General features: G+C 49.2%; 16 protein-coding genes. 13 read left to right on the forward strand and 3 right to left on the reverse strand.

Translation table 11 applies throughout. The features are described 5' to 3' along the window. Position 1: 1 nt before the first annotated feature. On the reverse strand, positions 2-2,155 hold the full coding sequence (locus tag MN202_RS10065) for a TonB-dependent receptor (RefSeq protein WP_335735988.1): 2,154 nt from the start codon (positions 2,153-2,155) through the stop codon (positions 2-4). Between the two features lie 374 nt (positions 2,156-2,529). Here MN202_RS10065 and MN202_RS10070 point away from each other — a divergent pair, with 374 nt between their 5' ends. From MN202_RS10070 to MN202_RS10080, 3 genes are all read left to right on the forward strand, one after another. Continuing rightward, positions 2,530-2,733, forward strand: a complete 204-nt coding sequence (locus tag MN202_RS10070) for a hypothetical protein (protein WP_335735989.1) — start codon at positions 2,530-2,532, stop codon at positions 2,731-2,733. An 89-nt stretch (positions 2,734-2,822) separates the two neighbouring features. Next, the gene (locus MN202_RS10075; RefSeq protein WP_335735990.1) at positions 2,823-3,923 is read left to right on the forward strand and encodes a hypothetical protein; all 1,101 of its coding nucleotides are present in this window, start codon (positions 2,823-2,825) and stop codon (positions 3,921-3,923) included. Positions 3,924-4,382: 459 nt separating this feature from the next. Next, a complete protein-coding gene (locus tag MN202_RS10080; protein WP_335735991.1) occupies positions 4,383-5,477 on the forward strand; it encodes a hypothetical protein in 1,095 nt (364 codons plus the stop codon). A 57-nt stretch (positions 5,478-5,534) separates the two neighbouring features. Here MN202_RS10080 and MN202_RS10085 read toward each other — a convergent pair whose 3' ends face one another. Both MN202_RS10085 and MN202_RS10090 read right to left on the reverse strand, forming a co-directional pair. Beyond that, entirely contained in the window at positions 5,535-6,338 is an 804-nt protein-coding gene (locus tag MN202_RS10085) for an outer membrane lipoprotein-sorting protein (protein ID WP_335735992.1), read from the reverse strand. Beyond that, the gene (locus tag MN202_RS10090; RefSeq protein WP_335735993.1) at positions 6,332-8,683 is read right to left on the reverse strand and encodes an efflux RND transporter permease subunit; all 2,352 of its coding nucleotides are present in this window, start codon (positions 8,681-8,683) and stop codon (positions 6,332-6,334) included. Before MN202_RS10090 ends, MN202_RS10085 begins: the two co-directional genes overlap by 7 nt. A gap of 1,036 nt (positions 8,684-9,719) precedes the next feature. Here MN202_RS10090 and pabC point away from each other — a divergent pair. The 10 genes from pabC (at position 9,720) to MN202_RS10140 (ending at position 24,491) form a co-directional block, all read left to right on the forward strand. Beyond that, positions 9,720-10,538: an aminodeoxychorismate lyase gene (pabC, locus tag MN202_RS10095; RefSeq protein ID WP_335735994.1), complete on the forward strand. Its 819-nt coding sequence runs from the start codon at positions 9,720-9,722 to the stop codon at positions 10,536-10,538. A 108-nt stretch (positions 10,539-10,646) separates the two neighbouring features. Further along, the gene (locus MN202_RS10100; protein ID WP_335735995.1) at positions 10,647-12,323 is read left to right on the forward strand and encodes a class I adenylate-forming enzyme family protein; all 1,677 of its coding nucleotides are present in this window, start codon (positions 10,647-10,649) and stop codon (positions 12,321-12,323) included. An 88-nt stretch (positions 12,324-12,411) separates the two neighbouring features. Continuing rightward, positions 12,412-13,731, forward strand: coding sequence for a condensation domain-containing protein (locus MN202_RS10105; protein ID WP_335735996.1), 1,320 nt, complete (start codon positions 12,412-12,414; stop codon positions 13,729-13,731). Positions 13,732-13,821: 90 nt separating this feature from the next. Beyond that, complete coding sequence (locus MN202_RS10110; protein WP_335735997.1) at positions 13,822-14,151, forward strand: DMT family transporter; 330 nt, start codon at positions 13,822-13,824, stop codon at positions 14,149-14,151. 42 nt (positions 14,152-14,193) lie between these two features. Further along, the gene (locus MN202_RS10115) at positions 14,194-15,333 is read left to right on the forward strand and encodes an acyl-CoA dehydrogenase family protein (RefSeq protein WP_335735998.1); all 1,140 of its coding nucleotides are present in this window, start codon (positions 14,194-14,196) and stop codon (positions 15,331-15,333) included. A 127-nt stretch (positions 15,334-15,460) separates the two neighbouring features. Further along, positions 15,461-18,112, forward strand: a complete 2,652-nt coding sequence (locus MN202_RS10120; protein ID WP_335735999.1) for an aminotransferase class III-fold pyridoxal phosphate-dependent enzyme — start codon at positions 15,461-15,463, stop codon at positions 18,110-18,112. A gap of 64 nt (positions 18,113-18,176) precedes the next feature. Then, complete coding sequence (pabB, locus tag MN202_RS10125; protein WP_335736000.1) at positions 18,177-20,399, forward strand: aminodeoxychorismate synthase component I; 2,223 nt, start codon at positions 18,177-18,179, stop codon at positions 20,397-20,399. Between the two features lie 11 nt (positions 20,400-20,410). Further along, positions 20,411-22,888: an AMP-binding protein gene (locus tag MN202_RS10130; protein ID WP_335736001.1), complete on the forward strand. Its 2,478-nt coding sequence runs from the start codon at positions 20,411-20,413 to the stop codon at positions 22,886-22,888. Positions 22,889-22,983: 95 nt separating this feature from the next. Continuing rightward, positions 22,984-23,697: a TenA family transcriptional regulator gene (locus MN202_RS10135; RefSeq protein ID WP_335736002.1), complete on the forward strand. Its 714-nt coding sequence runs from the start codon at positions 22,984-22,986 to the stop codon at positions 23,695-23,697. A gap of 14 nt (positions 23,698-23,711) precedes the next feature. Further along, positions 23,712-24,491, forward strand: a complete 780-nt coding sequence (locus tag MN202_RS10140) for an aldolase (protein WP_335736003.1) — start codon at positions 23,712-23,714, stop codon at positions 24,489-24,491. The last annotated feature ends 92 nt before the right edge of the window (positions 24,492-24,583 follow it).

The following is a 24,583-nucleotide window of genomic DNA, read 5'->3' on the forward strand; positions in this document are numbered from 1 at the left end:
CCTAATAATTAACCGTGGCACTGACAAAGACACTGCGCGGCATACCCGGGCGGTAGTCGATGGCACTGGAGCCAACCTGATTGCTGGTATAGGTCGAGTAGGTTTTATTGCTGATATTCATCAGCCGTGCGGCCAGGGTAATGTTATCTGTTAGCTGATAACGGGCGCGCAGGTGCCATAAATCATGGCCGGGGTAAGTGTTGGTATTGGTTTCGTCGGTAAAATAGCGGCCTACTTTTTGCCATTCCAGCTCCAGCCACAGGCCGGCAAGTTGCGCCGGCTGGTAGCTCAGGCTGCTTTGCCACAGCTGTTTGGGGGCCTTGCCAACATCAAAGCCGGCAAAGTTGCGGGTTTCTGACACCGGCGGCACACAGGCCGGAGGGAAGCAGCTGTACAGATACTGAAAATCGTCATACTTCTGCCGGCTATAGCTGCCGCTGGCCTGCCACTGCCACTGCTCATTGAGTGCCAGCTGCAGCATCAGCTCGATGCCGCGATGGCTGGTTTCGCCGGCATTGGTCACTTTACGGGTATTGCCGTCGATATAGGTTACGACGTCATCTTTAATGGCTAAATCATAGATATTGGCGTCAAGCTGCAGTCGTTTAAACAGCGGGCTGTCAAACTGACCGCGCCAGCCCAGCTCATGGTTTACTGCGGTTACCGGCTCCAGTTCAGTTGTGTCGCTGCTGCTACCTGGGCGGAACACCTGGCCGACAGACGGCACCCTGAAGGCGTGGCGCCGGTTGGCATACAGCTGCTGATTGGCAGCGAATTTCCACACGATACCGGCCTTGGGGCTAAGCTGGCGGTAGCTGATTTTTTGCGAGTCGGGTCTGAACCAGCTAGTGCGGCCGATTTGCTCTGGCACATCCTGCGGCAAAAGATCAGTGTAGTCGTCACTGAAATAATCATAACGCGCGCCCAGGCTGATAATCAGCTGCTCGCTGGCAAACCACTGCAACTGCGCATAGGGCGAAAGCACCGTTTGGTCGGCATCATAGTGGTAGTTAGTGCGCCCGGTCATGGCGTAATCAGTATAAACATTGCCGTCGCGGCTTACAGTAATTTGCTGCTCGGTAAAGTTAGCGGGGGTGTAATCGATATCCAGACCGGTAGTCCAGTTAAACTGGTCGCTTAACTGCTGGCTGTACTGCGCCAACAGGCCATAGGATTTAAACCGGGTTTGCTGCAGCACCGGATCGTAGCTTAGCATCCAGCTTGGCATCATATCGGAGCGGTTATCGCGGAAAAACGGCATCAGCATCAGTTCGCTGTTATCCGACAGCTGATGACGCAGCTCGGCTGATAAACGTAGTGCCTGCACATCGCGCGCGCCCATGTCACCGTGATAGTAATTGCGCTCAGGGTTAAGCGTGTAATCTGCAAATGATAAGCCTGACGTGCCGCTTTGATCTACCTTGCCAAAGCTCATTAGGGTTTTAAGCCGGGTGTGCTCACCCAGTTCACTATCAAGGCGCAGGTTAGTGGAAAAACGCTGGTAATCGGCCTGTTCGCGCGCGCCATCACTTTTAGTGCTATTAAGCTGCCAGAAGGCACTGTGTTTGTCGGCCACTGGTCCGCTGACACTAAGCAAACCACGTTGCCAGCCGTCGCTGCCAAGTTCTGCCTGTACCCGGCGGCCAAACTGCGTTGCAGGCTCTGGCGTTAAAATATTAAAAATACCGCCTATGGCATCGCTGCCATACAGCGCCGAGCCCGGGCCTTTGGTCACTTCTACCCGGCCGGCGTTGGGGATATCAATTTCATACAGGCCATTATGGTTAAAAAAGCCGGTAGGCCGCGTTGGCAGGCCATCTTCTAAAAACAGATAAACACCGCCGGTGCTAATGGGCTGGCGAATGGCCGTCATATGGCCTTCGCCGCCTAAATCATTCACATGCACCCCAGATACGCGGTTTAAAAGCTCGGCCGGGTGGCCGGGGCTGACATTTTTAATGGTGTCTTCATCCAATACCGCGACCGACTCAGCCAGATTAACCCGCGCCTGCGCCTGGCGGCTGCTGGTGACCACCATCACTTCAATATCCTGCTCGGCAACGACTAGCTTTTCTTCTGCCTTCAGCGATAAAGGTTGCAATATTGGCCCCAGCATTGCTGTTACCATTGCCAATCTAAGCGTATTTACTGTCATGCGCACTTCTCTAAGTTATCTGATTTTATTTAGTTTTGAATTCAAATAACTAAGGTATCAAAACCCTGCGCGCCAAGGCATGCGACAAATTGTCGCAGTAACGCCGCTATTGACACTGCGACGGCGGACGCTGTTTCTTAGATCCAGACAACAAGGGGCCGGTCCGTCCCCATCTTGGAATTAACAAAAAGATATAAAAAATATATCAAGCTGTTATCACTTGATTGTTCGCATAAAGTAACCTGCTGCGGATAGACTTGTTGCCCGTGTAAGGCAAGGCCAGATGTTAAACAAAAACCTATGCGGCAGTATGCAGGGAAGGTAAAACGCTGGCCGGGTGATAAAACAGACAATCCGATATAAGGGTGGCTCAGATGGATGCGCTGGCAAAATTACTGCACGAAATTTACAAAGATGCCTATCTGCAGGGGCGGGAAGATGGCTTGGAAGGAATTCACATTGAGCCCCAGCTTGTGCTTGATAAGTATATGAGTGAAAATGGTTTTTTTATAAAAATGTCAGAAATGGGTTTTCTTAGCGCGCCAGTTGGCTGCAGCAAAGCTAATGACGTGCATTGAGCGGCTGCCATTGTGTTACCTCACTTGCCGCTAAACAAGATTAACTCTACTATATCAAGATACTAAGTTGTAACATTTGGAGATGAGTATTGAGTATTCCGTCATTGGAGCAGCAATTAAGCGCTGAGCTAAACCGGATGGATTTTTCTAAAATCCTGGTTGAACAGCCTTATGAATACCAGTCTATTTTTTTGAATCGTATTCAGCCGGATAGCAAAAATGCCCGTTTTTTCCCGGCAGTGATAGTTTCTGACCAGCTGGCGTACCAAATCGCAACAAAACGTTTAAGCAAAGCCCAGTTAATTAAACGCCTTGATTGTGTCGACAGAGTGGTCATTGGTAAGTCCTGTATTGTCAATTGCTTCAATCGCGGCAGCGTAGAGTGGAAAAAAGCCAACGTATCGATAGCATCGATTATAGAGCTGGCCGCAAATGTGTCAGTTTCCGAGCTAATTCAGGTACCAACCATCTACCCGCTGGATGATAGCAACTACCAAATCCTCACTGGCCACCGGCGTTTCTTCGCCATGCTTTATAGTAATGGAATTGATGGCGCTGCCCATTTTAAGGTGTACCGGAATAAACCATCATTACCACGCACCAAGCAGTTTCAGGAAAATGCCAGCAGAGAAGATTTGCCGCAATATGGCAAGTTGCAGGCTTTCCAGGAAGCCAGGCTGGAGCTGGAAACCTTAAGCGCTATGCGGCAAAGGGCCGAAGGCAAAAACCTGACCGTGCGTGAAATTTCCAGCTTGCTGGGTATTTCGATGGGGGCGTTTGACAACTACAACGTGCTAACCCGATACCCGGCAGTGGTGGAGGCCTATCAAAACGGCAACTCGACGTCCTTTATCGCTATGAAAAAGATCGTGGTACGTGAAGAAGCGCTCGTCAGAAAAAAAACAGGCCAGAGCGTGCTCGACGTTGAACAAAAACGCAGCCTGAATAAGCGCCTGGCCAATATCCTCAGCAATACCGCGGTAGAGGAAAGCCCCAGCAAGAAAAAGCGCTATCGGTTAGGTACCATTGAATCTGCCGAGTTGATGAAGGTGATCCTGACTGAAAATTTACTCGAGCTGGACAGCGGTGTGGACTGGACAACAGTCGACTGGGCGCAACCCAAAGCCGTGAATGACGCCTTTGAGCGGGTGCTGAGCTTTTTAACCAGCAGCAGAAACCTGGCGCAGTAACCTGTATCACCGCGTCGCTCTGCGGTGGTAAACCAACTCACCACACTCCAACCTGGGCTATTGCTTGCGCCAGTCGTAGCTTGTGCACTATCCGCTATCCCGCTATCCCGCTATCCCGCTATCCCGCTATCCCGCCAAGAATAAATAATGTTAACTAAATGAGTATTTAAGGTTGACGTTTAGGGTTTGCAGTGTAAACATGGCCTGCGTTTAATCTGATTGATGCTCAGCCAGGCAGTCGGCCTGTGCTGTCATGCCGTCAGCTTAAGCCATCGGCATGGCCGAGTTCTGCGCAAATGACACTCTGTCTTGATGTTGTCATTAGATTGAAAAATGTTGAGTTACTAGCAGGGACCTCGTTGTAATAATATGAACAAGGCAAAGAATATAGTAACGGCTGCCATGCTAATGGCATGGCCAGCTTTTGTACAAGCTGTTGATATATCTGGTAAAGTTGGCATGCAGAGCCGACTATTCAGCGATGACGGTAGTTTTCAGAATTCGGTGATGCTGGAGCCGGAATGGTACTGGGCCGATGCCGGGCAACAAAACAGTTTTCTGTTAAAAGCCTTTGGCCGCTATGACGATCTGGATGCTGAACGTAGCCATATTGATATTCAGGAAGCACTTTGGTTGCACGTGGCGGATGGTTGGGAATTCAGAGCAGGCATTGCGAAAGTGTTTTGGGGGGTAACTGAGTCGAACCAACTGGTTGATGTCATTAACCAAACTGACTTAGTTGAAGCGGTAGATGGTAAACAAAAGTTAGGCCAGGCTATGTTACACGCTACGATGATCCGCGATTGGGGCATAGTTGATGCCTTTGTATTGCCGGGCTTTCGTCAGCGTACCTTTGCTGGCAAAAATGGCAGACTACACGGCGGCGTGATAATCGACAGCGACAATGCTTTATTCGAGCACCCGCACAAGCAAGATCATATCGACCTTGCCTTGCGCTACAGCCATACGGTAGATGTTTTCGACTTTGGCATTGGTTGGTTTAAAGGTACCAACAGAGAGCCGATTATTATTCCGCTTGCGACGGCGGCAGACAGCGACATGGTTAGCGCCCGGCCTTACTATGATCAAATGCAACAGCTCAGCCTGGATATGCAAGCCACCCTGGCTGACTGGCTGCTAAAAGTTGAAGTTATCCGCCGGCAGGACTCTTTAACGCAGTTTGCTGCTTTTGCTGCCGGCTTTGAGTACACCCTGGTGGGGTGGGCGGGCACTGATGTTGATGTCGGCCTGTTAGCAGAATACAGCCGTGATAGCCGCAATAGCAGATCAACTTCGTTGTTTCAGAATGATCTTTTTCTGGGGATCAGATGGGGTTTTAACGACGTGCAGAGTACAGAATTATTGCTCGGTTATGTACAGGACCTGAGCAACAGCAGCTCTGCCACCGCGTTTATTGAAGGTAGCCGCCGTCTGGGCAGCAACTGGAAATTAGTGGTTGATATCAGAACCTTCGCCAGTAGCAACAGCAATGAACTGCTGTATGGTATCCGCCACGACGATTATGCTGCTGTCACGCTGGAGTATTTTTTCTAAGGATGTAACGCCCTGCTAAAGCAGGGCGTTGTTGCAAACACAGCCTGGGGTTTAGGCTTAACGGGCCCGTCTTAGTACGTTCTGATTAAAATCCTGCTCTGTCATACCGTTGCGAAAACGGTAGTTCTTCATCAGCAGGGTTGTGCCTTTACCGTTAAGGTTATTGGTCATTTCCATGATGCCGGGCCGCCAGTATTTGCCTTCATACAACTGATACTCCTTTGACAGCAGAGTTTTAAGCAAGCTGTCGCGTCGATCATAAAATTCTATTTTCACTGGCTGGTACATGGTTTTATCCAGCCAGACAACCTGACGGGTGTAACCGGAAAACTCATCTACCGGATAATATTCCAACACATAGCAATCCTGGCCGTTAAGTTGCTCATCGCGCAGATATTTGTAGCTGTATTTCTCTACTTCAAAGGAAGACATATCTTCATAGGCAAACTCGCTGCCCATAAAGGAGCCGGATTTATTCCGTGATGAAATACGCTTAACCCGCTTTAACGCTGGCAGATAGAGCCATTGGTCATCGGCACCGACCGGATGAGAATAGTTAAGAAAGGCGGTGCCCTGAACATCAAGCGGCTCGTCAAAGATAACCAGATTTTTGTCGCCATCGCCCTGTACTTCCAGGTTTTTATTACGAATGACCCGCCGGCTTTCCTGGCCATTTTTATTGCTCAGGATCATTTCCACTTCTGACTGGCTGTCGCCCCAGCCACTGTCGAGCTGCTTGGCCTTTTTGGCAATACTCAGGCCTTTGTCCTGTACTGTGGTGTCATTGCTGTTGGCGCTAAGCCCGTTACTGCCAAGCAGTAAGCCGACCAACAACAGATGCTGAAGCTTGAGATTTAACATACTGATTGCTCCTCAATTTTTTCTGAAAGGTTAGCGTTTTCATCGACCGGCTGCGTAACGGCATCAGCCTTGTCGGTAGCCATCAGTAACGATGGCAGGAATAGGAAGTCCACTATCAGCGCTATAGCAATGGTAATGGCAGTCATCAGGCCCATCTCGGCATTTACCCGGTAAGTTGATAACGCCATAATGGCAAAGCCGGCTATCAGGATTAACGAGGTAAACCACAGCGCCGGGCCGACAGTTTGAAAGGTGTAATGAATGGCAGCATTGGGGGCCATCTTGCGCTCACGGCGGGCGTACAGGTATTTGCTGATAAAATGCACGGTATCGTCGACGACAATGCCAAGCGTGGTGCCGATAACCACCGATAAACCCAGGCCAACCTCACCGGATAATAAACCCCAGATACCGAATGCAATACCGGCCGGCAACAGGTTGGGCAGCAAGCTGATAAAGCCGTACTTGGTTGAACGCATAGCAAAGCCGAGGATAGGCGATATCAGGATTAATGCCACTATTGAACCGAGCAACATGCTATCGATGTTCTTTTTGCTGACATGGGCAAACATTAACGAGATGCTGGCGGCTTTTAGCTCTAATTCCGGATATTGCCCGGCAAACCAGCTGGAGGCGCGCTGTTCAAACTCAAGCAACTGGTAAGTGGGCAGGTTTTTCAGCGTGACAATCAGCCGGGTTGCTGATTTATCAACATTGATTTGGTTATTTAAATCCAGCCCTATCGGTAACGACATTTCATACAGCAGTAAATACTGCGCCGCTAACTGCGGGTTATCGGGCAACTTGTACCAGGCCGGATCGTCGCCATGCATGTTTTTATTCAGCCGCTTAAAGGTATCGCTTAGCGTATTAACATGGTCAACTTCGGGCAGGCTACGCAGCCAGTTACTGAACTGCTCGATGGCTGCAATCACCTCAGGTTTATTAATACCATTCGGCGTTGCCGTTTCAATCGAAAATTCCAGTGTATCGACACCGCTGAGCTGTTGTTCCATCAGTTCAGTCGCTGCACGAAAGGGCACACTTTGGTCAAAAAATTCGACATACTTATCGTTTAATTCGTTTTGCGGAATAAACAGCAGCATCGCCGCCATCACCAGCACGCTGCCAGGCAACAGCCGGCGGTAATGTGTTACCACAAATTGGCTGATAGCAGACATCAGCCTTGAGTTTTGCCGTACGCCTTGTTTAAACGGTTTAATAGGCAAAATCGATAGCAGGGCAGGAAACAAGGTAACAGACAGCAGAAACGCCGTCATCACGCCAAAGGCGACCATATTGCCCAGATCCTGAAACGGCGGTACATCGGAAAAGTTCATGCTCAAAAATCCCAGCGCTGTTGTAACACTGGTCAGAAATATGGCTTTAACGTTATGCTGCAGGCTGTTATACAAAGCCTGGCGTCGTTCCACGCCCTGACGCATTTCCTGAAACAGCCCGGCAAGAATATGCACGCAATCTGCTACCACAATAGTCAGGATCATAATAGGCGCTGCGGCCGACGGCGGTGTCAGAGCAATGCCAAGCCAGCCGGCGGCACCTAAAGTGACGGCAATGGAAACGACAGCAATAAATACGGTAGCCAGGGTACCGGTTATGGTTTTTAGCAGCAGGCCTACGGCGAGAAACACCACTAAAAACATCAATGGCACTAACGTCTCGTTATCTGCCAGCGCGGCTTCGGCAAAGGCGACATCCATCATCACCAGGCCGGTCAGGTAAATATCAATCTGCGGATAGCTGGCCATCAAGTCATCGCGCAATTGCCGGGCAAACTGGCTGATCTCAGCGAGTTCCTTTTCAGCGTCAAGCCCGGGTTTTTGCAGCGTGACATTAACCAGGCTGACATGGCCCTGTGTCGAGATCAGGCGTTTTACCAGTAGAGGTTCGTTCAGTGCTATAGTCCGCAGTTGCTCCAGTTCTGTTGCATCAAGCGCCTGCGGGTCTAGCACTAAATCACCGACGACCAGTTCGTCATCTGTGGCATAGGTGTGCTGGTAATTGCTAATAGAGTCAACACGACTGGAGTACGGAGTTTGCCAGGCGCTTTTGGTTAGTTGTTGAATTGCTGTCAGATTTTCCCGGGTAAATATATCGCCGTTTTTTGGTACAACCAAAAAGGCGACATTATCGCTTTTGGCATAAACCGCCTCCATCTGATCAAACGCCTGCAGTTGTGGATTGTCCGGTGCAAAGAAAACCCGGTTATCACTTTTGAAAACCAGCAGGCCGGCTCCCCAGCTGGTCGCAATAATTAGCGCCAGACATAGCAACAAGGTGGTTATAGGTCGGTAGACCCCGCTTTTCAGTATAAAATCGCGCATCTTTACTTTTCTCCATATATAACAGTAACTGGTGATTCGGTTTTGAAAATCTGATATATACAATTAAATGCTGCGGTCATTTGTATATAATGTTTTCAAACTGCTCGAAGTGTTTGTTCTTTTCAATATTGAATGCGACATGATAAGCCTTAAGCGTGTTGCCGAAGATGCCCCGATCGGCCATCAGATGTATCCAGGGAGCCAGTAACACGTAGTCCAGGCCGTAGCAATATACCCAGACCAAAGAAAAAACAATCCAGGTTAAGTAACTGTGCGATATGTTATAGATTAAGTAGAATATTTTAGGGACGTTTTTACTGACGTATTTATAATATAGTATGCCAGGGTAGAAGCCTAAAATATCAATGCCCCAGAAAAGTGCGTTAAATAAGTACCAATTAATTTCTTCATAGTGAATAAACGCAAGCCACGCCATAATTAACAGCAACGCAGTATGCTCAAATCTTACCAGGTTATGGGTGTTGATTGTTTCATATTTGTTATTGATGTCCATGTCAAAGGCTGCCTAAAATGTTAATCAGGTGGGCTTATGCTACATCAGGCGTTAAGTTAATGTAAACACCTGTTGGCGAAATCCATGACTGCTGCGCAACCTCTGTTTGTCAAAAATGGCCGCGGCCATCGTCTCACGTGTGAGACATGCTATAGCGGTGCAACCATCTCACACGTGAGACAATTTCAGCTGTTATCAGAGGTTACAGCTAACTATGGCGGCGTAATAGTGGCCAGCGCAGGCCGGTTTCTACTTTGTCTGACAGGCAAAAATAACTGCAAAACTAATTATTGACTTGCCAAATTTAACCGCCTACTATCGAAAACCGTCGCACCATGCGCAAAAAAGACACAACAACCCAAAATAGTTAACAAGTTGGCCGGCAAGACGCCATTTGCTTGCAGCAGACTCTGCTGCCGCTACAGCAAGTTCCTGGTTATACAGTACGGCTGTACTGCAATACTGTGCTGTGGTGTGTTTGGATCAGGCAGTCCGACAACAACTGATTTGCAGAGACATTTGATGATTATTGTAAATGGACAGCAAAACTCCGAGATTAGCGTTAAAGACCGTGGTCTGTGCTATGGCGATGGCTTGTTCGAAACGGTAAAAGTTAAGCATTCGCAGCCAAAGCTGTGGCGTCTGCATCTGGACCGGCTGGTAAGCGGTTGCAAGGCGTTAAAAATACCGCTACCGGATTTAGCTGCCTTGCAACGCGATGTTGATAGAGTAATTAGTGCTACCGGCAGCAATATGGTGCTGAAAATCATCGTCACCCGGGGAGTCGGGCAAAGAGGTTACGCCTTTAGCGGTGACGAAAAGCCCAGTGTTATTGTGATGTCTGCGCCTGAATATACACAGGATGCCAACGCCTATATTACTGGAGTCAGAGCTATTACCTGTAAAACCAGGTTGTCTGACAATGTTAACTTAGCGGGTATTAAGCATCTGAACCGGCTGGAGCAGGTCATGGCCAGAGCGGAATGGCATGATCCGGCGATTAAAGAAGGCCTGATGCTGGATGCGCAAGGTTTTGTCATTGAAGGCACTATGTCAAATATCCTGGTTGAGAAAGATGGGGTGATCTATACACCGCAACTTAACCGGGCGGGCGTGTGCGGCGTGCTGCGCAGAAAAGTGCTTGCCATATTGCAAGCAGAAAACAGGCCGGCAGTGGTTAAAGATATAACGCTGCAGGAGTTGCTGGCTGCCGACTCAGTGGCCATTTGTAACGCCTTACTTGGCGTAATGCCTTTGTCACAACTTGATAATAGCATTTTTACCATTGGCGCCGTTATGCAGGATATTGTCAGCCGAAACCTGCAGGACTCAGACGTATAAGCAGCACAGCATTTGGCAAACAGCTAAAAACACAGTCTGTAAAAGCACAGCCTGTTTAGACAACTTAACTTATTTTAACCACAGATATGTTGATATATCGGAGGCGTAATGTCCTATCATAGCAATTTAGCAGCGTTAAAAAAGCTGCTGGCCAACCAGAACGAAAGGCTTAGTGTCTCCAGCTTGCTGGACGTAACGGCTGAGCTGCATGGTGACAAGAGCATATTTTTCCAGTTATCAGAACAACAGCTTGAATCTACTGCCGCCTGGTCAGCGCTGTCGTTAAAACGTCAGGTTAATATACGCAGTAACATTCTAAAAAATAAGTATCGGATAAGCCGCTACCAGCGCGTCGGTATTTTGTTAAGCAATAGCATGGAATACCACCTGTGGTTTCAGGCTATAGTCAGGGCCGGAGGCATAGCTGTGCCGATGAATGGGGGCTTTGATAAAACAGAACTCGACGAATATCTGGCGCAAACCGGTGTCAAACTGCTGATCACCGAATCCTGTATCTGGCAAGGCGAAGCGCCGTCACAATATATCGATAACTACATCAGCCTCGACAACAAAAACCTTGATGCGCGCGGCTGTTATCTGGCAGATGCGGCCAAAAACGAGACTGATGAGTTTAGCGCGGTAAAGCTAAGCCCGGATGATGTTGTTTTAATAGTGCATACCTCCGGTACCACCGGCCTGCCCAAGCCAGTGATCCATACCGATTCAACCTTAGTTGCCGTGCTGTTATCTAACTCAAAAGCCGTCTTTACCTCAAAAGATGAACGCATGATGCTGGTAATGCCGTGTAATCACTGGATTTCGCATTGTGCTTTTATTGTGACCTTGGTGTCGAGTGATCAAACCTGGTGGCTGGTGAAGCAGTACAGTGCAAAATTTATTTTAAGCAATATTGATCAATACAACATCACCAGTTTTGTCAGTTTTGCCGGCAACTATGCGCGGATGTATAACGAAGGTCTGGATAACTACCGGCTGGACAGTATCAAGATGTGGGTGTCAGTGGCGGATGTCAGCTACGAAGTGCACCAGCGCGCCTTTGTGCAAAAGGGCGCATTACTGCGGGTGTTTGGCAAAGTGATAGTGAAATCGCTGTTTATTGACTTATTGGGGTCGTCAGAAACCGGCGTGCCGGCTTTGATGCGCAGTATTTCATCTTATAGCAACCGCTTTGGCCGTTATCTTGGCAAGCCGATTAACAATAGTTTGCAGGTTAATGTTGTGGATGAATATGGCAACGAAGTTGCGGTTAATCAGCCAGGCCGGCTTGTGGTTAGCGGGCCGACGGTGTTCAAAGGTTACTGGAACAACAGTGAAAAAATGCTTGGCGTGTTTCACGATAACTGCTGGTGGACAGGAGACATCGTTTACAAAGATAAACGCGGACGCTTTTATCATCTGGATCGCGGGGTAAATTTGATTCAGACAAACAGCGGGCAGGTGTCGTCACTGGCGCTGGAAGAGCAAATTATTAAAGTGGCCGGCGTGTTAAACGCCTGCGTGCTGGGGGTCAAATTAAACGATGCCGACAGCCAGGCGGTTACCTGCGTTATACAGTCCAATGTGCGGGCAGATGCCTATGCCAGTATCGTTTCGGCTATCAAGGAATGCGAATTGGCCAGGGATATTAAGCATTTTGTCTTTACCCTCAGCGATTTCCCGCGTGGTTTAACCGGCAAAGTGCTAAAGCGGCAATTAAAGTCTGAGGTTGCTTTGCTATTGCAGCAGCGCGGCGACGAAATTGTACACAATTTTAGCGTGATCTGATGTCTGCATCAGAGGTTTACCACTATACAAGGCCGATAAAATGAAGCTGACGCATCTAAACTTAAATTATATTTTGTGGGGCAAGTTAATGAACTCCCACTCTGCCGAAATTATCCAGCTTAGCGGAGACATCGATTTTGGCTTACTCAAGCAAGCCATTAGCATAGCGGTGAATAAGCAACCTGTTTTACAGTGCTGTATTAAGCCCGGCCGGTTTGCTTACCACTGGCAGCCACTGCCGGCTGATACACCAATTTCGGTTCAGCATTGCGATTACTCGACGCTGTCAGACGAGGCATTAAAACAGCAGATAGCCAGTCACACCTGGTGCCGGCAGGCCGACTATACGCAGGAGCGGTTAATCAGGTTTTACCTGATTGATGCCGGCAATAACGTCAGCTATTTGCAAAGCGTGTCGCACCATGCGGCCGCCGATGCACAATCCGGCTTTATTCTGTTTAAAGACATCGCCAAAATATACACGGCCTTAACGCAAGGTACGCCGGTGTACAGTGATGAGCACTATATCCAAAACCGCGACGTCGGCCGTGTTTGCTTAAATAAACAGTCATTTATGCAGCGGGTCGCGATATTTTGCCGCGGTATCAAAGCTTTTCTGAGCAAACCGGATTTTGCTGTGTCGGGTCTGAATATTCCGGATCCGGCGGCAGATGCTATGCGCTCGATATACACTGACGCCTTACCGGAAAATTTACTGGCCAAACTGAAACAAACCGCTAAACACTACAACACCTCGGTGCATGTGTTGTTTGTTTTGGCGATGATTAAATTTAAACAAAAATTTAATGGCGCTAAAGATATACCCGGCTTTCAGTTGCTGGATGTACTGACCTTACGGCAGTTTTCTGATGAAGATGTATCAATGTCCTATGACGCCTACAGCATTAATCATTTTAAAGACTTTTATACCAACAAGCCGGATGAACAGGTTATTGATGATATTACCTCTTACATCGCGGGGCTGAAACACGGAAAAATATTTGAAGACTGGTACCAGCAAAAGATTTGGGTGTCGGTGTTTTTACTGCTTCCGGAACGCTTCAAAAAGCAATATGTCGCCAAAGTGTTGGACGATAAGCTCAGAAGCAACATGCTGATTTCTAATCTTGGCGTATTCAACTTTGACTCTTATCAGTTTGGCGCGGCAGAAGTAACAGATTTCTTCAGTTTCCCTAATGTTGGCGGCCCGCTGCGGTTGGGCTTTTTCTTCTGTACATTCCGTGGTCGGTTAAAGTTAACGCTGGTTTATGACGACAGATGCTTTGCTAAGCCGGTGCAGGAGTCGGTAATGGCGCCTTTTGTTAGTGTGCTGGAAGAAATATGTGCTGTTGCCGGCAGCCATAAGATTAATGGCAGCATTGGCCGCCATTTTGATAAAACGGCTTAACGGCTGGCAATAACGTTGCTTGTGTAGCCTGAAGCGTAATTAACCGTAAATTTTTTTAATCACTTAGTATTTTTTAAAGAGGAATGAGCAATGCATTATTTGTTTTTGGGGCTGGCGATAATTTCTGAGGTTATCGGTACCACAGCGTTAAAAATGTCGGGGGAGTTTACCAAGCTTACACCGTCGATATTTGTGGTGTTGGGTTATGCCGCCGCATTTTACTTTTTGTCATTGGCGTTGTCGTCTATTCAGGTTGGCGTTGCTTACGCCATCTGGGCTGGCTTAGGCATAGTGCTGATTACCCTGATTGGTGCTGTGGCGTTTAAAGAAGTACCGGATCTGCCCGCGATGCTGGGGTTGTTAATGATCATCCTTGGTGTCTTTGTTATCAACGTATTTTCAAAAACGGTTACGCACTAAGGCCAATGTCTGGCGCCAGGCGTGCTTAAATAAGGTGTTGTTATGTTTTTAGATAAAGAAAAATATACCACAGATAAGCTGTTACCCGGGCTGTCTGCCATATTACAGCAAAAATCGCTGTCGCAGCTTGAATCGGGTGATGGCCGTGAGCTTGTGCAGTATTTTAAACACTATGCCAACCCCGGCCTGTTAGTCGGAACCCAGTGGGGGGGCGCAGCCGCCGGGCTGACCGCCGCCGTGCGCATACATCGTTACGTCGGTAGTTTGTCGCCGTCGTTGGCGATAATGATGACGATGCACAACCACACAACCTATTGCCTTTCAACTGCGATGGACGCGTCGCTGGCAGTAAAAGACCGGGTGTTGAGCCATGTCGCTACAGATAAGCTGGTGTTTTGCAGTGGTTTTGCCGAAGCCCGCCCCGGCGCCAATATTCTTAGTTCGTCGGTAAGTTGTGTACCTGGCTCAGCCGGCTTTGTTATTAATGGCAGTAAGAAGCCGTGCACTATGGCGGACTATGCCGATATCGCTTTGATTGGTATCGCCAACCCGTTAGCGGATGACGCCACTGCCAGAGGCCTGCTGATTGTTGAGGATATGCGCGCGGAAAACATCCGCAAAGTGCCGTTTTGGCCCGCGTCCATCTTAAAAGCAACCAGTAGCAATGAATTAGTATTTACCGATTTTGCCGTGGCAAAAGACAACGTGGTATTGATGGAGGCAGGCAATGCACCGTCACAGGCGAAACAAGCCATTGAAACAACTGAGCTGTGTGGCCTGAGCAGTTTTCAGCTGCTAATCGCCGCATCTTATCTGGGGGTGGCGTCACGCCTGGCTGCCAGTTGTTTCGCTGCCAGACCTGGCAATGCCACCGATGTTAGCCAGTTGGCCATAGAGCTGGAGTCGGCGGCATTGGCATTAGAGGGCGCTGCCGCTTTGCTTGACGCCCAGCCTCCGAGCGGGGAGTTAGTGGCGCTGGCGATTTGTGTGCGCACCCTGGTTGCCCAATGTATTGACCGTGCCAACCGCCTGGCGTTGATTGGCCTGGGTGGCATGAAGTACCTGGCTACGGAAGATCTAAGATACCTGTTACAAGTTAGCCAATGTCTGAATTTTCATCCGCTGTCACGCAATGAGACCGTGGAGTTAATTCAGCATGAATTGTGTCAGCCAGCTGTCTGATAGCACACGCCTTTAGTCAGCGCTGTCTCGTTTGAGCCGCTGACAGTTAAGGTGAATTGAAATGTACGCAGTTAGCCCGGGCTGTACCTAATTGCACTCTGGTGTTCAAAAATTAAGGGGAAAACACGTGTCTCTGATCAATAACTATCGCAAGTTTTTAATGGGCAAACTTGATTTGGATATCGCCATCGCCCGATGTGAAGACAATAAAATTTATACTGAAGACGGCGGCGTTGTCCGTGATTACTTATCGCAGTATGGTGCTTTGCCCTTTGGCCATAACCCGGAATTTTGTGTTAATGCCGTTGTAGAACACCTGCAAAATAAAGCACCGGTGTTTACTCAGCCAATATTCCAGCAGGCTACCGAAGCCTTTGCACAAGAGCTGATTGAGGCCGTTGGCGGCTGGGCCAGCAATGTAACCTTTGCCAACAGCGGCGCTGAGACAGTTGAGGTGGGCTTTAAGCTGGCGCGGATCAAAACTGGCCGCAAGAAAATATTGTCGGTTGACCGCTCTTTTCATGGCAAAACCTATTCGGCACTGCTGGCTACCAATTCACGCCGGCACAACATTGATCATCTGCGCAATGATGACAAAAACTTTAATAAGGTTGTGCTGAACGATTTTGCCGCGCTGGAAGCCGAGCTGGAAACGCAGCAATATGCCGCCTTTATTGTCGAACCGATCCAGGGCGAAGGCGGCATGCATGTCGCAGATGTTGCCTGGCTGGCGCGGGCGCGGGAATTATGCGCTAAAACCCGTACAGTGCTGATCTTTGATGAAGTGCAAACCGGCCTGGGCCGCTCTGGTGCTATGTGTGTGGCAATGGATATTGGTGTAATACCGGATATTTTACTGCTGGCAAAATCACTCAGTGGCGGTTTAATACCAACCGGTGCGGCCATTTATTCCAATTGGGTCGCCACGGCAGAGTTTGATCGCAAACACAGCTCCACTTTCGCTAACAATGGTTTAGCCACCTGTGTTGGCCGTGCGGTTATTAAACAGCTGCGCCATAACAATGGTGAGGCACTGCAACACGTCAAAAACATTTCTGCTCAGGTTGACGAGTGCTGCGAACGGCTGGCCGGGCAATATGGCGGTATTTTTTCCTGGCGTGGCGCCGGTTTAATGCGGGCGTTTCAATTTAATGATGTTACTGCCGATAGCAATTACTTTGTCACCTATCTGCAAAATAGCGGCTCTTTAGCCTGGTTGCTGTGCAGCTACTTGCTTAACCGGCACAAGATGCTGGTAATGCCGCTGTTGTCAGATAAATGCTCGATCCGCTTTGAACCACCACTAAATACCAGCGCCGACGACATTACCGACTTTTTTACTGCAGTAGAGCAGCTGTGCCGCATAATTCAAAATGGTCGGTACGACATCCTGATGGCCGGGCTTATTGAAAAACCCTATACCGAGTTACCCGCGCTGGAGCAAGCGTTTCCGGTGCCAATTGCCGGGCAAACAGTACCGACGCACTATGTGCAGCAAGGCAAAAAGCGCGGCAAAAAATTCGCCTTTTTAATGCACTTTACCGTGATAGATGATTGTGTGCGCATGTTACCACAGTGTTTTCACGCTAATTTCAGCGACGACGAAAAACAGCATTTATGTCAATTAGTGATGGAAGTTGGTGCGGTAGACCCAAGCCCGGGGGTGGCGCTGAAATTCTGTGTCAGTAATGAACACTCCTTTGCTGACGGCATTATGATCATGAGCACCATGGCACCGCGCGATATGATGGACTTACCTGCCGCTGAAAAAGAAAACCTGATTAAAGACTACATTGCCGTAGCCCGGCGTGAAGGCGTCGAGTTTTTTGGGCTGGGTGCCTACACCTCGGTGATCACCCGCGGCGGTGAGAAAATGTTAGATGACATCGAGGGGTTGTCGTTCACCACAGGGAACAGTTTAACGGCAATGAGCACTACGGCAACCGTTATCGAGGCGGCGGGATATAATCTGGTTGGTTCTGTGATCAGTGTGATCGGTGCCCGCGGTGCTGTTGGCAAGCTGATGGTCAGTGAGCTGGCGCACTGGGGTGACAACATCATTCTGATGGGGCGCCCGGGTACCGAAAAACACCTGCTGCAGGAGCTGACCCCCACCTTATGCCAGCTGGCATTCAGTACTGAGCAGCAAGTGCAACCGGGTTCTGTTATCCACAATATACGCCACTATGTACAGCAATCGATGCCAGAGCTAGCACGGTATATCGGCGGCGCTGTCGCGGTGCCGGCCGAAATACTCAGCACCGTAGCGGATGCCTTATTGCTGGACAACCTTATCAGTTCGCTTGGTATCAGCACATGCGATTGTTACAAAACCGCGCTGGAGCAATCTGATTATGTAGTGTCGGCAACCAGTGAAGGCAAACCATTTCTCAGCACTGAATTTTTAAAAGCCGGCGCTGTGGCAATTGATACCGCCCGCCCGTTCGACTTTATGGTGCAGCCAGGGCAACGCGTGCAGGTACTTGAAGGTGGCCTGGTGGTGCAACCTGAGGTGCTGCGCTACGGCGATTGTAATATGGTTGGGTTGCCACCGGGCATCAATTTGGCCTGCTTGTCAGAGACCATTGCGTTGGCAATCGAAGGTTGTGACGGCTACTTTAGTGTTGGCAAATCCATTGAATATTCACAGGCCCGCTACGTTACCGAGATAGCACGTAAGCAGGGGTTCACGCCTTTGGGCTATCCAATGCCTGCACCGGCGCAAAGTAACAACCGCGAAGTCATTGCAAACGAAAAACGAATAGCAGAGCTCAGTTAAGCCTGTGTATTGACGACGCCGTTGTTCACCATTTTTGTTTTAACTTATTGTTTAAGGAGGTGCTGTGAAAATTCTTATTGTAGATAACTATGATAGCTTCACATTTAACCTGTATCAGTATGTTAGTGAAGTTTTTGCCGTCTTGCCGGTGGTGGTAAGAAACGATGATACCCATGTCGATTTTGAAGACTACGACGCCATAGTGATCTCACCCGGACCTGGCACGCCCAATAACAAGAGTGATATTGGCATCTGTGAGCAGATCATAAAACACACCAGCAAACCGCTGTTGGGGATCTGTTTAGGCCATCAATCTATTGTGGCGAGTCTGGGCGGGACCGTTGAGCTTTCCGGCATGCCTTACCATGGCCGAAGCAGTAAGATATTACACGGTGGCAGCGGTGTTTTTAGCAATTTACCCAATCCTTTAACGGTGGTGCGCTATCATTCGCTGATCGCCTGTCAACCGTTACCCGCAGAGTTAATTGCCACTGCCTTTACCGAAGATGGCATGATCATGGCGATAGAACACCGGCACCGGCCGATGTGGGGGGTGCAATTTCATCCTGAATCGATCTCTACTGATTGTGGTCGCCAGCTGATCGAAAACTTTAAGACCTTGGTGCAGCAGCATAATGTAAACCGCAGCAGTTTGCAGCGGGCGTCAACTGAGCAGCTTGACCTGCCGCAAGTCACCGTTCCGCCTGTGGCCTGGCGCTGTCGTTATCAGCAGTTAAACAGCACATTGCAGCCGGCGGAAGTGTTTCAACGGCTGTACGGTGATTCGCAGTACAGCTTTTGGCTCGACTCCAGCTCTGTTAACAATGCCGAGGCCAGGTTTTCTTTTATCGGCGATGCAAGCGGTCCGGAGTCGTTCTGGTTTTCATACGATATGAAAAAGCAAACCGTGTTGCTCAATGCCCATGGCAAACAACATGAACTGCACAGTGACTACTGCGCTTTTGTTAAGCAGACACTAGCCGCAACCGTGGCCGGGGCAGAAGAGCTGCCATTTGATTTTTGTGGCGGTCTGGTTGGCTTTCAGGGGTACGAACTGAAAGCCGAGACGGAAGCTGTAAGCAATAAATACGCTGCAAAACAGCCGGACGCCGCTGGTATCTTTGTCGACAGATTTATTGCATTTGATCATAAAACCGGACTGGTTTACGCCGTTATTCTCGAAAAAGAACACAGCCCGCACCATGCGGCTGCGGCATCTGAGCAATGGCTGAGCACAGTTAGCCAATGTCTGGCGACTATGCCTGCAGCTGAAAAGGGTACTGTGTCAGCCGTCAACACGGCGCGGTCGCAGCAGGACATCCGCTTTTATCTTGAGGATGACTATCAGCAATACACCAGCAAAATCAGCCGCTGCATGGACTATATCCGGCGGGGAGAAAGTTACGAAATCTGTTTAACAAACCGGCTGCGCGCTACGCTCGATGTCGAGCCCCTGGCCCTTTACACTGTTCTACGCCAGGTTAACCCGGCGCCACGGTCGGTTTACTTACATAGCCCGGACTTTGCCATCCTGTGCTCTTCGCCGGAAAAATTTGTCAGTGTTGGCCGTAATGCGGTGGTTGAAGCCAAGCCGATTAAAGGAACCCGAAAGCGCGGCGCCACGGCGGCTGAGGATGCGGCACTGATAACCGATTTGGCACAGAGCGAAAAAGATCATGCTGAAAATCTGATGATTGTGGATTTACTGCGCAATGATCTAAACCGGGTTTGTGAAGCCGGTTCGGTTTGGGTACCCAAGCTGATGCAAATTGAAACTTATGCCTCTGTGCACCAGCTGGTTTCAACGGTGCGGGGCAGACTAAATGAGCATGAATCGCTGGCAAGTTTATTCGCTGCCACCTTTCCGCCCGGCTCTATGACAGGGGCACCCAAAACCCGAACATTAGAAATATTAGATGAACTGGAATCGTCCGCGCGCGGCATTTATTCCGGTGCTATTGGCTATATGTCGTTAAATGGTGCGGCTGAACTTAATGTTGCGATAAGAACTCTGGTTGTGCAGGGCAGCAACCTCGAAATTGGTGTTGGCGGTGCTATTACCTGGCTGTCGAATGCCGATGAAGAGTTTGAAGAAATACTGATCAAGGCGCGGGCCCTGCTGCGCACCATTGCAAAATACGCCACCGGTGATGAAAACCGTTACAACATTGTTGGTGCCGAGACCAGACCACCTGTGGTAGCGCCTGTACAGGATAACGTTGCCGTGCTATCGCCTGCTTTTGACCAGCAAAGTCAGCAACAACAACAAGGGGTAGAGGCGTGCTAAAACATCATTTCGTGTTTACAGAACTACATTACCTGTCTGCCAGGCTGCTGTTAGCCTTGCTAACGGATAACACCACGCAGCAGCTGACGTTAATGCTGGCGCAGCCCACGGCCGACCCTCTGCAACTGCCAGACATTCAGCGCTGTCTGCAGGAGATTGCCACCAAGAACGGCCAGCTGATAAACCAGCAACAGCTAGAAAAACTGGCTATTTGTCAACATGATAGCCTACTTGAACCTGGCGAGCCGCTATCGCAGCTGGGGCCAAAAGTGGCAGGGTTGCAGCTGCCGTTAACGCAGACGATGAGTTGGCTGGTTGCAGCTAACCCGAGCGGCGGGTTTGACGCAGCCGGCGCGGGCAACATAATCAATTACCGCTATGGCACAGCGCAGCCGGGCGCGGCCAGCCAGGATATCGATGTTAAGGAAGTGGCGTTTGCCAACCTGCTAAGCCCGGTTGGCAACGCCTTAAACAGCATTGATACGGCGTTGAATCGCTATATTTTTGCTATGGTAGATTTTGCTGCGGCGCTAAACGGCAGAAAAGTCCGCTTGTTTGTTGCTGATACCAGCTATCTGTTTTTCTCAACTTTTGCCGCTGATCTGAACGCAATGCTGTCCGATAAGGCTGCTAATAGCCGGCAATACCAGTACAAGATCCCGCTGAAACAGTTTATTGCAACTGTTGCTACTGCATTGAATATCGATGTTGCCTTTATAGATAGCACTGCAGAAGAGTTAAACAGCCAGGAGCAGCTTTTTGCCAAACTGATTGCAAATGCAGGCCTGGTGACTGCAGAGATATCGCTTGCCAGTAAAGACACAGCTGACGAGTTTGAACAGCGGCGTAATTTTCTCACTATGCTACACAGCGATATAGCTAAAGCGTCGGCCTGGCGTGATGACATTACCGAAGATGCTATGTTGTTTGCCAAAGAAAAAGACAATGTCTCGTTTTTTAATTTTGCTGACAAAATCTGTACTGTCGCCAGCGAAATCAATGCCGATAAAATTGCGATCTGTCATGCCGATGCTCAGCTGCAGTATGGCGATCTGCCAGCTTCAGTGTTGAACTGCGTTAGCAACATTGCCCGGCTTAATATTACCCCTGGCAGCCGTGTTGCCATTATTGCCAACGACAGCCCGAATTTTGCCGTAGCAGTACTGTCGTTAATCTATGCCGGTTGCATTGCCATCATTGTTAATCCGCTGTTTAAACAAGAGACCATTAGCCATGCTCTGGAGTCGGCAGCGGTGACGCATGTGTTTGCCGACCAGGAGTTTATCCGGCAGTTTCAGGCCCATGCCGGGCAATTTACCGAGCAGACAACGATTGTCTCGGAACTGACCGCCATTGCTCCGCTGCAGCTTAGCACCAGCATGACAACGTCATGGTTGCCGGCGCGGACAAGCCCTTTTGATTACGCCATTGGTATGTTTACATCGGGCACCACAGGGGTACCGAAGTTAATACTGCACCGGCAGCAGGATTTTGTCGTGGCAGCAGAGCGTTATGCTGCCCAGGTGCTGCATATTAATAGCAGTGACCGGGCATTTTCGGTGTCGAAGATGAGCTTCGCTTTCGGGCTGCATAACTGCTTTAACGCGCTGTTTAATTGCGCCACGGCTGTTATATCACCGGCTACGCTTTCGATGGATGAAATTGTCGCGGCCATTAAATTGTATCAACCGACAATTATTTATGCGGTACCAACGGTTTATCAGTTTCTGTTAAATCACGCCGGTATCCATGATGATGATTTTCGCGCTGTACGCTGTTTTGTATCGGCCGGTGATCGGATGCCCGTTGAGTTAAACAGAAAATGGCAGGCAAAATTCAACGCCACTATTTTAGACAGTTTAGGCTCGACAGAAGCATTCAGTACCTATCTTACTAACATACCCGGCGCTAACCGGCAATTTGGTGACACCGGTAAAATAGTACCGGGTTTTACCGCCAAAATAATTAATGAACGCGGCGTTATCTGCGCGCCGGGCGATATCGGCACGTTATGGCTAAAAGGCCCGACGTTACCCAGCCGGTATGAAAACAACACCGAAGCCACCAGGTTGCGCTTTAGTAACGGCTGGTATTGCACCAATGACATGTTTGTACGCGATAACGACGGCTATTTTCGCTTCTTTGGCCGCGCTGATGACGTCGTTAAAGTGTCGGGACAATGGGTGTCGCCACAGGATATTGAAGCGGTATTGATCCGCCATCCTGATGTGACAGAAATTGCAGTAATAGCCGTTGGCGACCATGAAACCACCACCCGCACCAAAGCCTTTGTGGTAACACAGCGCACAGACCATGCCCAATTTACCGACGAGCTAAAGCAGTACGCCAAGCAACACCTGGAACGCTGGAAATACCCGCATTTGTTTCAGTATGTCGCAGCCTTGCCAAGAACAGTAACAGGTAAATTGCAACGGCAGCAACTAAAAGCCCTATGGCTGGATGTCAGTGCCGATATTAATGCAGTTTAGCCGCAGTAAATGGAAAAATGTGCTTTATATCAGCAGCGTAGTGTTTGCTGGTTAGATCGCCAATTAAACAGATTAAAAATGAATGGAGAGAGTAAATGGCTCAAAGTATCGAAAAGCTCAGCTTAGCTATTAAACGGCTATCTGATAAGTTATATCAGCACTCATTCTTAAAGCGCTGTCGTGACGGCTCGGTTTCACTGGCCGAGCTGAAAAGCTTTTTATTGCAACACGGCTTTTACAGCGCTTATTTTACCCGTTATCTTTGTGCGATGATGTCAAATCTTCCTAATAATAATCAGGTGCTTACGCTGGCAGAGAACCTTTTTGAAGAACTTGGTCTGGCGCCGGATAGCCCGACACCACATCATGTAATTTATAAAGACATGCTGCAGTCTTTTGACATTGAAGTCGATTCGAGCAAAATTAACCAGCAAACCCAGGCATTGGTTGATGTTATGTTTGCCCATTGCCGCGAGCCTAATCCGGCCTTTGGGCTGGGTGCTTTGTGCATTGGTGCTGAAGCTATAGTGCCGGTGCTGTACAGTAGCCTGGTGTCGGGTTTCAGACATCATGGCATTGCCGATGAACAAATCCATTTCTTTATCCTGCATATTGAATGTGACGACGGGCATGCTGAAACACTGAACGACATTATGCTGGAAATAGCCGGGTCGAATGAGTTTCAGCTGGAGAATATGATCCAGGCGGGTGAAGCCTTGATAAATGCGCGGCTGGATTTCTTTACTGCTATTGAGCAACAAGCTGGCAGCGTCGCCAAACTAAATGCTGCTAATATTGAGTTTTCTTAAAGAGCCGGACCGCAATGAACAGTACCCTGAGTATGGATAAGCAATCGATTATGGCCAAAAGCCGGGCAGATATAGCGCAAAACTTGCCTGAAGGTTTATGGAGTGACAAGCAAAAAGTTGCACTGACCTGTCGGATCCTGTTTGCACAGGGCCATGATTCTGGTTTAGCGGGACAGATCACGGCAAGATGTGAAAACCCGGCGCAATACTATACCCAACCTTTTGGCTTTGGTTTTGATGAGATCAGCACCGACAATTTACTAACAGTAGATGAGGATCTGCAGGTTATCGAAGGCGAGGGTATGGCCAACCCGGCTAACCGGTTTCATTCCTGGATATATCGCGCCAGGCCGGATGTCCGCTGCGTGATTCATACCCATCCGCCGCATATCTCAGCGCTATCAATGCTCGGGGTACCACTAAAAATATCGCATATGGACAGCTGTATGCTGTATGACGATGTGGCCTTTTTAGCCAACTGGCCCGGTGTGCCGGTAGGTAATGAAGAGGGCGAAATTATAACGGCTGTGCTGGCTGATAAGCGTGCCGCACTGCTGTGTCACCATGGCCTGGTGGTGGCTGGTAAGTCAATTGAAGAAGCCTGTATGCTGGCGATCCAGTGTGAAAGGGCGGCACGACTGCAGTTATTGGCCGAAGCAGTAGCACCGATAAAAGACATTGACCCGGCTTTAGCTAAAGAAGCGCATGACTGGATTTTACAAGACAAACGCTCTAAAGCAGGCTTTGCTTACTATGCACGACGTACCGCCCGCATGCTAAATCTGCATATTTAATCTGGCACGATTGCGCTAGCTTACCGGCTAACGCAGTCATGCCAGTTGCTCCTGCATAAAGGGATTAGGCAACTGTTGCCACTGCGCTTCAC

It is taken from the genome of Rheinheimera muenzenbergensis (assembly GCF_036984005.1).
Classification (GTDB): domain Bacteria; phylum Pseudomonadota; class Gammaproteobacteria; order Enterobacterales; family Alteromonadaceae; genus Alishewanella; species Alishewanella muenzenbergensis.

Coding starts and splice junctions, on each gene's coding strand:
- MN202_RS10065 (WP_335735988.1), bottom strand. CDS start 2,155: ATGACAGTAAATACGCTTAGATTGGCAATGGTAACAGCAATGCTGGGG.
- MN202_RS10070 (WP_335735989.1), top strand. CDS start 2,530: ATGGATGCGCTGGCAAAATTACTGCACGAAATTTACAAAGATGCCTAT.
- MN202_RS10080 (WP_335735991.1), top strand. CDS start 4,383: ATGCAGAGCCGACTATTCAGCGATGACGGTAGTTTTCAGAATTCGGTG.
- MN202_RS10085 (WP_335735992.1), bottom strand. CDS start 6,338: ATGTTAAATCTCAAGCTTCAGCATCTGTTGTTGGTCGGCTTACTGCTT.
- MN202_RS10090 (WP_335735993.1), bottom strand. CDS start 8,683: ATGCGCGATTTTATACTGAAAAGCGGGGTCTACCGACCTATAACCACC.
- pabC (WP_335735994.1), top strand. CDS start 9,720: ATGATTATTGTAAATGGACAGCAAAACTCCGAGATTAGCGTTAAAGAC.
- MN202_RS10100 (WP_335735995.1), top strand. CDS start 10,647: ATGTCCTATCATAGCAATTTAGCAGCGTTAAAAAAGCTGCTGGCCAAC.
- MN202_RS10105 (WP_335735996.1), top strand. CDS start 12,412: ATGAACTCCCACTCTGCCGAAATTATCCAGCTTAGCGGAGACATCGAT.
- MN202_RS10110 (WP_335735997.1), top strand. CDS start 13,822: ATGCATTATTTGTTTTTGGGGCTGGCGATAATTTCTGAGGTTATCGGT.
- MN202_RS10115 (WP_335735998.1), top strand. CDS start 14,194: ATGTTTTTAGATAAAGAAAAATATACCACAGATAAGCTGTTACCCGGG.
- MN202_RS10135 (WP_335736002.1), top strand. CDS start 22,984: ATGGCTCAAAGTATCGAAAAGCTCAGCTTAGCTATTAAACGGCTATCT.
- MN202_RS10140 (WP_335736003.1), top strand. CDS start 23,712: ATGAACAGTACCCTGAGTATGGATAAGCAATCGATTATGGCCAAAAGC.